The organism is Janthinobacterium sp. UMAB-60 (genome assembly GCF_900095235.1).
Taxonomy (GTDB): Bacteria; Pseudomonadota; Gammaproteobacteria; order Burkholderiales; family Burkholderiaceae_D; genus Janthinobacterium.
The window spans coordinates 123,906-137,195 of record NZ_LT607485.1 but is presented as its reverse complement, the minus strand read 5'-3'; the positions used below and the strand labels follow the sequence as shown (position 1 = coordinate 137,195).

The window sequence follows — 13,290 nt, the reverse complement described above, 5'->3', positions numbered from 1 at the left end:
TGTTGCAGGGTCTCGCCGTACTAGCGTACTGTCTTCGACCCTGCGCCTAGCCCTGGGCGTTTTGTCGGGCGCGGGCTTGCCCGCAGCCAAATCTTTCCCTTTAGAAATACCGCTCTTGCCGCCCCAACCCCGCGGCAGGAGAGGCATCGCCATTCCAGATTGTGCCGGGGTTGATCCCGGCCCTTGCTTTTCACTACAAAAACAGGAGACAGCATGAAATTCATCCATACCAGCATCGTGGCCTTGAGCCTCGTCGTCGGCGGCGCCTTTGCCGCGCCCGTCAAGGTCACCATCGACGTAGCCACGCCCGGTCCCGTGATCAACAAGAACGTCTACGGCCAGTTCGCCGAGCATCTGGGCACCGGTATCTACGAAGGCATGTGGGTGGGGCCGGACTCTGCCATTCCGAACACCAAGGGCTGGCGCAATGACGTGCTGGGCGCGCTGAAACAGTTGCATGTGCCGCTGGTGCGCTGGCCGGGCGGCTGCTTTGCCGATGAATACCACTGGAAGGACGGCATCGGCGCGCGCGCCCAGCGCCCGACCAAGGTCAACACCAACTGGGGCGGCGTGGAAGAGTCGAACGCCGTCGGCACGCATGAATTCTTCGACCTGGCGGAATTGCTGGGCGCACAGACCTATATCAACGGCAATCTCGGTTCCGGCACGCCACAGGAAATGTCCGAGTGGCTCGAATACATGACGTCGGACAGCAAGTCGACCCTGGCCGAGTTGCGCCGCAAGAATGGCCGTGCGCAGCCATACAAGGTCGATTATTTCGGCATCGGCAATGAAGCCTGGGGTTGCGGCGGCAATATGCGTCCGCAGTACTACGCCGACCTGTACAAGCACTATCACACCTTCATGAAGACGCCGGAAAGCACGCGCCCGAAATTCATCGCCAGCGGCGGCAATGACGACGACATCAGCTGGTCCGGCACCCTGAGCCGCGAAATCAAGCCGAACATGATGGATGCCATCAGTTTCCACTACTACACGGTGCCGACCGGCGTATGGGAAAAGAAGGGCGCCGCCACGGGCTTTGGCGAAAATGAATGGATTTCCACCCTGAGCCGCACCCTGCGCATCGATAGCTTGATCAAGAACAATCTCGCCGCCATCGACAAGAACGACCCCTCGAAAAAGACGGGCTTGTACGTCGATGAATGGGGCACCTGGTACGACGTGGAGCCGGGCACCAACACGGGCTTCCTGTTCCAGCAAAACAGCTTGCGCGACGCGCTGGTCGCCGCCCTGAACTTCAATATTTTCCATCAGCACGCGGACCGCGTGCGCATGACGAATATCGCGCAGATGGTCAACGTGCTGCAGGCCATGATCATCACGGACAAGGATAGCTATTTCCTCACCCCCACGTATCACGCGTTTGAAATGTATGTGCCGTTCCAGGATGCCACCTCGCTGCCGGTCGCCATTAGCGGCAATGGCAAGTACAGCCTGGGCAAGGTCAGCATTCCTGAAGTGAGCGCCTCGGCCGCGCGCGGCAAGGATGGCAAGGTTTACTTGTCGCTGGTCAACACGAACCCGCACAAGGCCGTCGACGTGAGCGTGGCGCTGGCCGGCAAGCCAGTGGTCAAGGTGACGGGCCGCGTGCTGACCGCCGGCAAGATGGATGCTGTCAACAGCTTTGCGCAACCGCAAGCCGTGCAACCGGTGGCGTTCAATGCCCAGGCGCAAGGCGGCAAGCTGACCGTGTCCGTGCCCGCCAAGGCCGTCGTGGTGGTGGCGGTCGAATAAACCTGCCGATGTTGAGGTATCCGGCCGGCCCGCATGACGGGCCGGCTGGCCATGTGGAGAACACGATGCAATTTTCGACAATGATGGCCTTGGCGGCCATGCTTGCCTTCAGCCCCGCCCAGGCGGCCCAGGTCAGCGTGCACGACCCCGTGATGGCGAAGGAAGGCGACACGTATTATCTGTACAGCACGGGTCCCGGCATTACCTTTTACAGCTCGAAAAATAGGCGCGACTGGCAGCCGGAAGGGCGCGTCTTCGCGGGCCAGCCCACGTGGGCAAAAACGGCCGCGCCATCGTTTGACGACCACATCTGGGCGCCCGACGTGCAATTTCACGACGGCAAGTATTACCTGTACTACTCGGTCTCCGGTTTCGGCAAGAACACGTCCGGCATCGGCGTGACCGTCAACACCACCTTGAATCCCCGTTCGCCCGATTACCGTTGGGTCGACCAGGGCATGCTGCTGCAATCGGTGCCCGAGCGCGACGAGTGGAATGCCATCGACTCGAACATCGTCACCGATGCGGCCGGCACGCCGTGGATGGCCTTCGGCTCGTTCTGGAACGGCATCAAGCTGGTCAAGTTGACGCCCGACTGGACCCGTATTGCGGAACCGCAAGAGTGGCACTCGCTGGCGCGCCGGGCGCCGCTGCCGCCAAGGGCGGGCGAATTCAAGCCCGCGCCCGAGGAAATCGAGGCGCCATTCATCTTCCAGCGCGGCAAGGATTACTTTCTGTTCGTTTCCTGGGGTTTGTGCTGCCAGAAGGAAAAAAGTACCTACCACCTGGCCGTGGGCCGCTCCAACAGCGTGACGGGGCCGTACCTGGACAAGAACGGGCGCGACATGGCGCAGGGCGGCGGCACCGTGGTGCTGCAAGGCGACAAGGACTGGCAAGGCCTGGGCCACAACAGCGCGTACACGTTCGACGGCAAGGATTACCTGGTGCTGCACGCGTATGAGACGGCGGACAATTATTTACAGAAGCTCAAGATCCTGCCCATGACGTGGGACCAGGACGGCTGGCCGCAGGTGGACCCGCGCGACTTGAACCGCTATCAAAGCCGCGAATTGCCGGCCGCCAAACGCTAAGGGACCAGGAGCGGTGGGCCAGGGGATACGCAAATCGGTATCGCAAGCGAAAAAGAATTGATTGGATGGCTATGTTGCTTTCTCCTACCATGGGTTCATAAAAAACCGCCCATCCGGCATCCGGCTGTGATGGTATTCCAATAAAAAACTGGAGACAAGAATGACCTTGAGCCGCCGCACCCTCCTCGCCAGCGCCATGCTGCTGGCCTTTTCCGCCACCACCTTCGCTACCACGTCCGCTTTCGCCGCCAAGCCCCTCGTCATGGGCTTTTCGCAGGTGGGCGCCGAGAGCGAATGGCGCACCGCCAATACCGTCTCCATCAAGGATGCTGCCAAGAAAGATGGCGTCACCCTGAAATTTGCCGACGCGCAGCAAAAGCAGGAGAATCAGGTCAAGGCCTTGCGCTCGTTCATCGCGCAAAAAGTCGACGTGATCGCCTTCTCGCCCGTGGTGGAATCGGGCTGGGATACGGTGTTGCGCGAAGCCAAGGCCGCCAAGATTCCCGTCATCCTGACGGACCGCGCCGTCAACGTGGCCGACAAATCGCTGTACGTGACCTTTATCGGCTCCGATTTCGTGGAAGAGGGCCGCCGCGCGGGCCAATGGCTGCTGGATTATGCCAAGAAAACCCCGGATGCCACCTTGAACATCGTCGAACTGCAGGGCACGGTCGGTTCCGCGCCCGCCATCGACCGCAAGGAAGGCTTCCAGGAAGTCATCGGCAAGAATCCCAAGCTGAAGATCATCCGTTCGCAAACGGGTGATTTTACGCGCGCCAAGGGCAAGGAAGTGATGGAAGCGTTCCTGAAGGCCGAAGGCAAGAAGATCAACGTGCTGTATGCGCACAATGACGACATGGCCATCGGCGCCATCCAGGCCATCGAAGAAGCGGGCATGAAACCGGGCAAGGACATCATCATCATCTCGATCGACGGCGTGAAAGGCGCGTTCGAGGCCATGATCGCCGGCAAGCTGAACGTCACCGTCGAGTGCAGCCCGCTGCTGGGCCCGCAACTGATGTCCATCGCCCGCGATGTGGTGGCCGGCAAGCCCGTGCCGGCGCGCATCACGACGGTGGAAGGCGTGTTCCCTGCCGAGGTGGCCGCCAAGGAATTTCCGAACCGTAAGTACTAAGCTTGCCGCATGATGAATACGCAAGCGCATCACATGGCCGCGCCAGCTCCCTTGCTGGAGTTGCGCGGCATCAGCAAAGCCTTTCCCGGCGTCAAAGCCCTCAGCGATGTTGCCCTGCGCCTGTATCCGGGCGAAGTGCACACCCTGATGGGGCAAAACGGCGCGGGGAAATCGACGCTGATCAAGGTGCTGACGGGCGTCTACACGCCCGACAGCGGCCAGATTTTGCTCGATGGCAAAGCCATCGCCCCCGCGTCCACCTCGGACGCGCAGGCGCTCGGCATCAGCACCGTGTACCAGGAAGTCAATCTGTGCCCGAACCTGTCGGTGGCGGAAAACATTTTTATCGGCCGCTATCCGCGCCGCTTCGGCTTCATCGATTGGCGTTCCATGCAGCAACAGGCGCGTGCCTTGCTGCAGCAATTGCAGATCGATATCGACGTCACGGCGCAACTGTCCAGCTTTCCATTGGCCATCCAGCAAATGGTGGCCATTTCGCGCGCGCTGAATATTTCGGCCCGCGTGCTGATCCTCGACGAACCCACGTCCAGCCTGGACGAGGCGGAAGTCACTCTGCTGTTTTCCGTACTGCGCCGTTTGCGCGAGCAGGGCATGGCGATCCTGTTTGTCACCCACTTTCTCGATCAGACCTATGCCATTTCTGACCGCATCACGGTGATGCGCAATGGCGAGCGCGAAGGAGAGTATGCGTGCAGCGAACTGTCGCGCCTGGCGCTGGTCAATAAAATGATCGGCGTGGCGGCGGATACCCAAGCGCAAGAGCTTGACCTGGCGCAAGAAGCGGGCGCGGTCAGCTTTGGTCCGAACGTGCTGGAAGCAACAGGACTGGGCCGCAAGGGTGCCTTGCTGCCCATGGATTTCCACATCCGCCAGGGCGAATTGCTGGGCCTGGCCGGCTTGCTCGGCTCGGGCCGCACGGAACTGGCGCGCCTGCTGTTCGGCGCCGACAAGGCCGACTCGGGCAGCATCACCATGCAGGGTCAGCCGCGCCACTTCCACGTGCCGCGCGATGCGATTGCCCGTGACATCGGCTTTTGCTCGGAAGACCGCAAGCACGAGGGCGCGATTTTATCGCTGTCCGTGCGCGAAAACATCATCCTGGCCTTGCAGGCCCGCACGGGCTTGGTGCGCGCCATCCCGTTCAAACGCCAGCAGGCGCTGGCCGACGAGTACGTCAAGGCGCTGGGCATCAAGACGGCCAGCATCGAAACGCCGATCGGCAGCCTGTCGGGCGGCAATCAACAGAAAGCCTTGCTGGCGCGCTGGCTGGTGACCTCGCCGGCCATGCTGATTTTAGACGAGCCGACGCGCGGCATCGATGTGCGCGCCAAGCAGGAAATCATGAGTTATGTGAGCAAGCTGTGCCGCAAGGGCATGGCGATTCTGTTCATTTCGTCCGAACTGCCGGAAGTGTTGCGCTGCAGCGACCGTATCGTCGTCATGCGCGACCGCAAGGCTTGCGGCGATTATGCGCGCGGTGAGCTCGATGACAGTTCCGTGCTGCAAGTGATTGCTGGAGACGCCACATGAGTTTATCCACGCCCTCCAGCGCGCCCTTGGCGCGCCCGGCTTCTTTTACAGGGAATACCTTCTTGCACCACCCTCTGAGCCGCCCCCTGGCCGCGCTGTGCTTGCTGCTGCTGGTCGATTTCTTTGCCATCCCCGGCTTTTTCCATCTGGAGATCCGCGACGGCCATTTGTACGGCAGCGTGATCGACATCGTCAACCGTGCCGCCCCGCTGATGCTGGCGGCCCTGGGCATGACCCTGGTCATCGCCACGCGCGGCATCGATATTTCCGTGGGCGCCGTCGTGGCCCTGTCCGGCACCGTGGCCGCCATGCTGATCGGCGGCACCATGGTGATGGACAATGGCGTGGCTACCTATGTGAGCAACATCCCCATGGGCTGGGCCCTGGCGGCGGCCCTGGGCGCGGCCCTGCTGTGCGGCGCCTGGAATGGCGTGCTGGTGGCCGGTCTCGGCTTGCAACCGATCGTCGCGACATTGATATTGATGGTGGCGGGGCGCGGCCTGGCGCAATTGCTGACGGATGGGCAGATCGTCACCGTCTATTATCAACCGTACTTTTTCATCGGCAGTGGCTATTTGTTCGGCTTGCCGTTCTCGCTGTTCCTCGTCGCGGCCGTGTTCATCATCACGGCCGTGCTGATGCGCAAGACCGCATTGGGCCTGTTCATCCAGGCCGTTGGCATCAACCCCGTCGCCGCGCGCCTGGCCGGCATCAGGACGGCTACCTTGATCTTTTTCGTCTACGTCTTTTGCGCCGCCTGCGCTGGCCTGTCGGGGCTGATGATCAGCTCGAACATCAAGAGCGCCGATGCGAACAATGCGGGCCTGATGCTGGAACTGGACGCCATCCTGGCCGTCACCCTGGGCGGCACGTCGCTGGCCGGCGGCAAGTTCAGCCTCGTGGGTAGCATGATCGGCGCGCTCATCATCCAGACCCTGACCTACACGATTTATTCGCTCGGCGTGCCGCCCGAAGTGAACATGGTCGTCAAGTCGGTCGTCGTCTTCCTCGTCTGCCTGTCGCAATCGTCGGAATTCAAGCAATTGCTGCATCGGAGAAAAGCATGAAGGGCTTGCTGCACACCCCGTATTTCACTTCGCTCGTCACGGTCCTGCTGCTGGTGGTGATGCTGGGCCTGGGTGGCGCCGCCTATCCGGGCTTGCTGTCGACGCAAGTGATCTTTAACCTGTTGATCGATAACGCCTTTTTGCTGGTGATCGCCGTCGGCATGACCTTCGTCATTGTTTCCGGCGGCATCGACTTGTCTGTCGGCTCCGTGCTGGCCCTGTCGACCATGATCGCCGCCTGGTTGCTGAACGTGGCGCACTGGCCGCCGCTGCTGGTGATCGTCACCGTGCTGGCGCTGGGCACCGTGTTTGGCGCCGGCATGGGCGCGCTGATCCATTATTTCAAATTGCAGCCGTTCATCGTCACCCTGGCCGGCATGTTTCTGGCGCGGGGACTGTGCTACTTGATCAGCATCAATTCCATCACCATCGATGACCCGCTGTTCGTGGCCATGTCGCAGACGCAATTGGGCTTACTCGGCGGTTTTGTCTCGCCCGGCGTGGTGATCGCCGTGGCGACGTTACTTTTGGCCATCTGGCTGGCGCACGCCACGCCGTTCGGCCGCGCCGTGTATGCGATCGGCGGCAATGAGCAGTCGGCCCTGATGATGGGCTTGCCAGTGGGCCGCACCAAGGTCTTCATTTACGCCTTCAGCGGATTCTGTGCGTCCCTGGGCGGTGTGCTGTTTTCGTTCTACATGCTGTCCGGCTATGGCTTGCATGCGCAAGGCACGGAGCTGGACGCGATTGCCGCCGTCGTCATCGGCGGCACCCTGCTCAGCGGCGGCTATGGCTATGTGGCCGGTGCGCTGTCGGGCGTGCTGGTGCTCGGTACCATCCAGACCCTGATCGCCTTCGACGGCACGCTCAGCTCGTGGTGGACCAAGATCGTCATCGGCGGCCTGCTGTTCGTCTTTTGCGTCGTGCAAAGACTGATGGCCATGGGCCAGAAAACCACCAAAGGGAGTTAATCGATGTTCAAGCAACACACACGTGCCGCAGCCATCGGCATGGCGGTGGCGCTCGCCTGCAAGGCATCGTGACCGCTCGTTGACGACGCTCAAAAAGGAGACACACCGATATCTGGAATATCGATATTGAGTTAAAACTGATATCGATCATGATATGATTTATTCATGGATACCCTCAACCCCAACTGGTTCTTGCGAGCCCGCCTGAAGACGCGGCAATTGCTGCTGTTGATCGCCCTTGACGAGCAGCGCAACATCCATCGCGCGGCGGAAGAATTGCACATGACGCAGCCGGCCGCGTCCAAGCAAATCAAGGACCTGGAAGAGATGCTGGACGTGCGCCTGTTCGATAGGTTGCCGCGTGGCATGGAACCGACCATCTACGGCGAAACGATGATACGCCACGCGCGCATGGCCCTGACGAGCCTGTCCTTGGCGCATGACGACATCGTCGCGCTTAAATCTGGCCTGACGGGCCAGGTGGAAGTGGGCGTGATCATGACGCCGGCCATGGCCTTGCTGCCGCGCGCGATTGCCCGCATCAAGCAGCAGGCGCCGCTGATGCGCATCGGCGTGCATTTGGAGCACAGCAACACCCTGATGGACATGCTGCAGCATGGCACGCTCGATTTCATGATCGGGCGCATCCTGGAAAAGGAAAGCAGCGCCGGTCTCATCTACGAGGAATTGACGGAAGAGCCGGCCAGCGCCGTGGCGCGCAATGGTCACCCGCTGCTGTCGCGCAAGAATCTGCAATTGAAGGATCTGGCGGGCCAGCCGTGGATCCTGCCGCCGCAAGGCAGCATCCTGCGCCACCGCTTCGACATGATGTTCCGCCGCGCCAGCCTGGAACCGCCCGTCGACGTCGTCGACACCACCGCCTTGCTGCTGATCACGTCCCTGCTGCAGCAGACGGATTCGCTGCACGTGATGCCGACGGAAGTGGCCCATTACTATGAATCGTTGAACGTGCTGAGCATCCTGCCCATCGAACTGCCGTGCAAGATGGATGCGTTCGGCATCATCCGCCAGCAGGATCATCTGCTGTCGCCGGGGGCGGATATGCTGTTGAAAGCTGTACGCGCCACGGCTGCGGACATGTATTGACACGACGCGGTGGTGGTTGTGTCGGATTACGCCTTCCGCTAATCCGACCTACACATGGCACGGTGACAGGTAGGTCGGATTAGCCCGCAGGGCGTAATCCGACAATATCCGTGCAGCATGCTCAATCGGGCACTTCAAAGAAAAACAGCTGCACCAATCGGCCATTCTCCGGCGTGTCGCCAAACACATTGCTGATCGAGTGGAAGTAGTGGCCCTTGTACACGATCAATCGGTTGTGGCGCATGGGCACTTCCAGCAACGCTTGCCAACTGTCGCGCTGTTCCTGCAAGTCGTTGAATTTCTGCACTTTACTGTTCGGCAGCCAGCGTTTCTGGAAATCCTTGAAGCTGGCGTAGCCGCCCGCTTTCACGTCCGCCTCGGGCAGGCGCCGGTACCAGCCGCTGGGCTGGTGGCGCCAGAACGTGGTGCCGCCCTGGCACTGCTCGGGCGGATTCAGATACAGCACGCCCGCATAGAAATTGAAGTTATTCCCCGTCTCATTGTCCACGTGGATATCCGTGCGCGCCATCGCGTCCTCATAGCTGAGGCGATACGAGCCATTGTCGGGCGAAATGAAACGGATGGGGCGGCCCAGCGCCGTGGCGATGCGTTCCATGATGACCTGGCTGGGCTGGCCGGCCGTCTGGCTGCCCGGATAGTTCTGTCCCGCATAGCGCTGCTGCTCGAACGGTAAATTGAGCGCCTGGGCGCGCCAGGCGGCCGGATCGGGCAGGAAGTCGTCGAGGATGTGCAGGTCGGTTTCACGGATAAAATCGTGTATGTCTTCCGGCACATTGAGCGTCGTCAAAGTTTCGGCGTGTTCCGCTTGCGCACTGGCAAAGCCGATGCGGCAGGTTTGCGCCAGCGCCGGGTGCAGCGCCAGCGCTTGCGCATAGCGCGCCAAGGCTAGTTCCTGCTGTCCCGTGCGGTAATACAGCTCGGCCAGGCCCTGCAGGGTTTGCCAGCGCTGCGGGCGCAGGACGTGGGCCCGTTCCAGTTCCGCGATGGTCTCCATCAGCCGCTGTTTTCCCATCAGCAATTCGGCATGAAGAATCGCGAAATCGTGCTCGTGCGGGGCCAGCCGCGCCGCCGTGGCGTAGCTGGCCAGCGCCGCCTCGCTGTCCGTACCGCGCAGCACGTTGCCGAGGTTGTAGTGGAACAGGGCGTTCTCCGGCTGCTGCCTGAGCGACAGTTTTAACAGGCCCAGGCCGATGGTGCCCTGGCCCAGCTCCAGCATGGCCAGGCCCTGGAAATGCTGCGCTTCGGCCAGGGCCGGGTCCTGTTGATACGCGGCCTGGTAGGCGTTGATCGCTTCGATCAGCTTGCCTTGCTGCTGCAGTTGCCGGCCCTTGGCCAGCTGTTGTTCCGCCAGTGTCTGTTCGCCCATGTCTCACTCTCGATGTTGTTGGCAAATAGTGTAACTGCAAGTGGCGAGGTCGTGAACCCAAACGAAGGCTGGGGTCGGACCCTGCGGGGGAAAGCGCCCCAATGGGGCACTTTCCGATCGCGCAGCGACCGACCCCGGTACCTGCCCTTGGGTTTACAGCGCTTGCTGCACAGGAATTTCCTGCCCGTTCAGCTTGATCGCCACCTTGACGATCTGCGCCTTGACCTGGTTGCTGGCCATGTCCGCTTCCTGGGCGTAGGCATACACGACGATGGCAAAGTCCTTGTAGCCGCTGCGCGCCGCCTCGATCTTGCGCGCCGCCTCCTGGTCCACTTTCAGCAGCGAGTAGCCGTCGCCATTCGTGAACGCCAGCTTGTAGTCGCCATTGTCGTACATGTAGTAATACGTGCCCGCTTCGGCGAACTTGGCGGGAAATGCGGCCTTGTCCATGACGTACGGCGACAGCGCGCCCTGGCCATTGATCTGGTAGCGCAGGTAGCGCTTCGTTTTGGCTTCATTGACCTTGGCGTCGATCTGCGGTTTCAGCGCGTCGAGCACTTCCTGCTTGCGAAAGGCGTCGTTGCTGCCCGCATATTCGCGCGAGATGCGCTGCGCCACGGCCGCATAGTCGGGCGGCACGCCGGACAGGGCGATGTAGCTGTACATCAGCTGGTTGCCGCTGGTGATGTCGATATAGCTGGCGCTTGGCGTGGCAGCGTCCGCTTGCGGCAGGCTGGCGGCGGCCGCCTTGACTTGCGCCTTGGCGGCCATGTCGGCGACATTCGCGGCGACGGGGGCGGAGGCGGCCGGTGTGGCGGTGTCGGTCTTGCCGCAGGCGGACAGGATTACGGCGATGGCGAGCAGGGCGGGCAGGGTACGGTTCATGATATTTCCTTTAGTGAATGTGTGAGGTGACTTAGCCGATGGTTTTACGTTTGTATTCGCCGATGCCGTAAGCGGCCAGGACAATGCTGGCCGCCAGCACCAGGTAAAAGCCGATGCCGAACGAGAGTCCCTGCCACACTTGTCCCAGCATTTCGCTGGCCATCTGCTCGGCCATGCGGGCCGCGCGCGTACCCATGATGCCGCCCATGGCGTTGCCCGCATCGCTGACGGCGCCCTTGATCTTGATGAACAGCAAGCTGCTGTGGATGACGACGAACAGCAGCGGCGCGCACTTGCCCAGCGCCGCTTTCGGGTGGCTGCTGGCCATGGTGGCGCAGCAGGCGGCAATGGCCAGCAGGAAGAAAAATTGTGCGGAGGTAAAACCGCCGCCACCATCGCGGGCAAAGCTTTCCAGGCTGTCGGCGGACAGGCCCAGCAGCTGCCAATAGGTGCGCGAGACGGAGGCGAACAGGCGGATGCCGATGGTGTTGAAGATAAAGGCGCCGGCGATCAGCACGCCAAGCGCCCCCAGCACCTGGATGCCGAGCGCCGAGACGGCCTGGCCCCATAGTTGCTGGCCCTTGTCGCGCGCCAGCTTGGCCGCGCCGGCCATCTCTTCCTGTGCCAGTTGCTGCGTTGCCACGGCGCTGACGGTGGCGAGGCTGCCGGCGTCATCGAAGCGCACGTCGACGACGGCATTGATGGCGGGCGCCACGTCCGAGCGCCAGTGCGTGGCCACGTCGAAGGCATGTTGAATGCCGGCCACGCTGACGGAACCTTGTCCGCTCGGTTGGTAGGCGAGAATGCGGCCCCGTTGGCCGGTGGTAATGGTTGCTGCTGGGCTGGATGCTTGCATGGGATTTCCCTGGTCACTGTCATGCTGTATTGCATGTACCCACGGATAACGGGGGCAGTTCAGGGAAATCCAAAATTATTTCAAATTATTTTTTCGGCGGCTGTAATACATCCTTGGCGGCGCCCTGGTAATCCTTCATCAAGCCCATGAAGGCATCCTGCAAATGGCGGGCCGCATCCTGCGGCGGCGCGCCCGTGCGGCGGGCCAGGTCGAATTTGTAGGCGTGCGCGGCCGTATAGCCCGTCTGCGAGGCGGCGTCCAGCAGCACGCCGGCGCGTTTTAATGAGGCCGGGTCGCCCTTGACCATCAGCAATTCGGCCAGATAGGTCTGGGCAATCGGGAAATCCTTGGCGGCCGCCTTTTCCAGCCATTGCATGCCCGCCTTCGGCTGTTTCACACCAGCATCGCCGCCGCCGATACCGTAACCGAGGGCCGTCAGCGCCACCAGATCGCCGCCGCGCGCGCGCTTTTCCAGCTGCTGGCGGGGAAATGGCCGCGCCGCGATCTGCATGCGGATTTCATAGTTGATGTCTTGCAATACATTACCTGGCCACACCTTGGCGCCGGGGGCGGCCGGCTTTTCCACCGCTGGCGCAGGCGCGCGCGCGCCGCCCAGGCCTTGCGAGCCGGCCAGCACGCTGGCTGGAGGCTGGCTGACGCCCTTGCCGCTGCCCATGTTCAGCACCAGGCGCGCCGACGTTTCGCCGAACGAGACGCGCGGTTTTTGCACATCGTGCGTCATGGCGGCGACCCGCGCTGCCACTTGCGAAAAGACGTCGCTCATCGGCAAGCCCGGTGCATCGAGCGCGTCGAGCAGGGCGCTGGTATACGGGCTGTTGCGCGAATCGGGCGACCAGAAATCGCGCGCCAGGGCGCCCGGTCCCGCCGAATAGGCGATCACCACGCCGCGTGGCGCGTGCGTGTCGGCAAAACCGTGGCTGGCCGCACTGCCGCCGGGCACCATCACGGCGCCGCCGCGCGTATATTCCTGACGGCAAGCATCAAGGATCAGCACGGCGCCGCGCGCGCCCGTGCGCTGCAAGTCGCCCGCCAGGCTGGAGACGGACACGCCCTGGGCGGAGATGGCGGCAGCGCTGAGCGCATTCATGTTGGCGCCCAGCGGCAGCACGTAATTGGCTTCGCCCGCCTGCGCGCCGTGACCCGCGTAAAACACGAGGGCGATATCGGCGCCGCGTGCCTGCGTGGAAAACTCGGCCGACGCCTTTTGCAGCTGCGCCGCATTGATGTCCGTGCGCAATAGCACTTCAAAGCCCAGGCGGCGCAAGCGCTCGGCCATGGCGCGCGCATCGTTCACGGGATTCAATAGTGGTTGCGGATAGGCCGCGTTGCCGATCACCAGGGCGATGCGCTTGCCGGGAGCCGCCGGCACGGCGGCGTGCGCGATGTTGCTGCCCAGCAAAAAGAACAGGCTCATAAACAGGGGAATCAGGCGATGCATGGGCGTCTCGGGAATTGTCGTGA

11 protein-coding genes are annotated in these 13,290 nt (G+C 62.1%); 7 read left to right on the top strand and 4 right to left on the bottom strand.

Annotated elements, in window-relative coordinates; all coding sequences use genetic code 11:
* Nucleotides 1-213: 213 nt before the first annotated feature.
* From K0F86_RS08610 to K0F86_RS08580, 7 genes are all read left to right on the top strand, one after another.
* Complete coding sequence (locus tag K0F86_RS08610) at nt 214-1,758, top strand: alpha-N-arabinofuranosidase (protein WP_219134018.1); 1,545 nt, start codon at nt 214-216, stop codon at nt 1,756-1,758.
* 65 nt (nt 1,759-1,823) lie between these two features.
* Nucleotides 1,824-2,849 carry an arabinan endo-1,5-alpha-L-arabinosidase gene (locus K0F86_RS08605; RefSeq protein WP_219134017.1) on the top strand — a complete coding sequence of 342 codons (1,026 nt, stop codon included), beginning with the start codon at nt 1,824-1,826 and terminating at the stop codon, nt 2,847-2,849.
* A 160-nt stretch (nt 2,850-3,009) separates the two neighbouring features.
* Nucleotides 3,010-3,984 carry an ABC transporter substrate-binding protein gene (locus tag K0F86_RS08600; protein ID WP_219134016.1) on the top strand — a complete coding sequence of 325 codons (975 nt, stop codon included), beginning with the start codon at nt 3,010-3,012 and terminating at the stop codon, nt 3,982-3,984.
* Nucleotides 3,985-3,993: 9 nt separating this feature from the next.
* Nucleotides 3,994-5,535 carry a sugar ABC transporter ATP-binding protein gene (locus K0F86_RS08595; RefSeq protein ID WP_257572055.1) on the top strand — a complete coding sequence of 514 codons (1,542 nt, stop codon included), beginning with the start codon at nt 3,994-3,996 and terminating at the stop codon, nt 5,533-5,535.
* A complete protein-coding gene (locus K0F86_RS08590; RefSeq protein ID WP_219134015.1) occupies nt 5,532-6,602 on the top strand; it encodes an ABC transporter permease in 1,071 nt (356 codons plus the stop codon). Before K0F86_RS08595 ends, K0F86_RS08590 begins: the two co-directional genes overlap by 4 nt.
* A complete protein-coding gene (gene yjfF / locus K0F86_RS08585) occupies nt 6,599-7,573 on the top strand; it encodes a galactofuranose ABC transporter, permease protein YjfF (protein WP_219134014.1) in 975 nt (324 codons plus the stop codon). The genes K0F86_RS08590 and yjfF overlap by 4 nt, the downstream gene beginning before the upstream one ends.
* Nucleotides 7,574-7,738: 165 nt before the next feature.
* Nucleotides 7,739-8,680, top strand: coding sequence for a LysR family transcriptional regulator (locus tag K0F86_RS08580; RefSeq protein WP_035823672.1), 942 nt, complete (start codon nt 7,739-7,741; stop codon nt 8,678-8,680).
* A 121-nt stretch (nt 8,681-8,801) separates the two neighbouring features.
* On the opposite strand, the gene K0F86_RS08575 is transcribed toward K0F86_RS08580, so the two are convergent.
* The 4 genes from K0F86_RS08575 to K0F86_RS08560 form a co-directional block, all read right to left on the bottom strand.
* A complete protein-coding gene (locus K0F86_RS08575; RefSeq protein WP_219134013.1) occupies nt 8,802-10,067 on the bottom strand; it encodes a DUF6445 family protein in 1,266 nt (421 codons plus the stop codon).
* Between the two features lie 153 nt (nt 10,068-10,220).
* Entirely contained in the window at nt 10,221-10,952 is a 732-nt protein-coding gene (locus K0F86_RS08570) for a hypothetical protein (protein ID WP_219134012.1), read from the bottom strand.
* Nucleotides 10,953-10,983: 31 nt separating this feature from the next.
* Nucleotides 10,984-11,808 carry a hypothetical protein gene (locus tag K0F86_RS08565; RefSeq protein WP_219134011.1) on the bottom strand — a complete coding sequence of 275 codons (825 nt, stop codon included), beginning with the start codon at nt 11,806-11,808 and terminating at the stop codon, nt 10,984-10,986.
* A gap of 85 nt (nt 11,809-11,893) precedes the next feature.
* Complete coding sequence (locus tag K0F86_RS08560) at nt 11,894-13,267, bottom strand: caspase family protein (RefSeq protein WP_219134010.1); 1,374 nt, start codon at nt 13,265-13,267, stop codon at nt 11,894-11,896.
* Nucleotides 13,268-13,290: the final 23 nt, after the last annotated feature.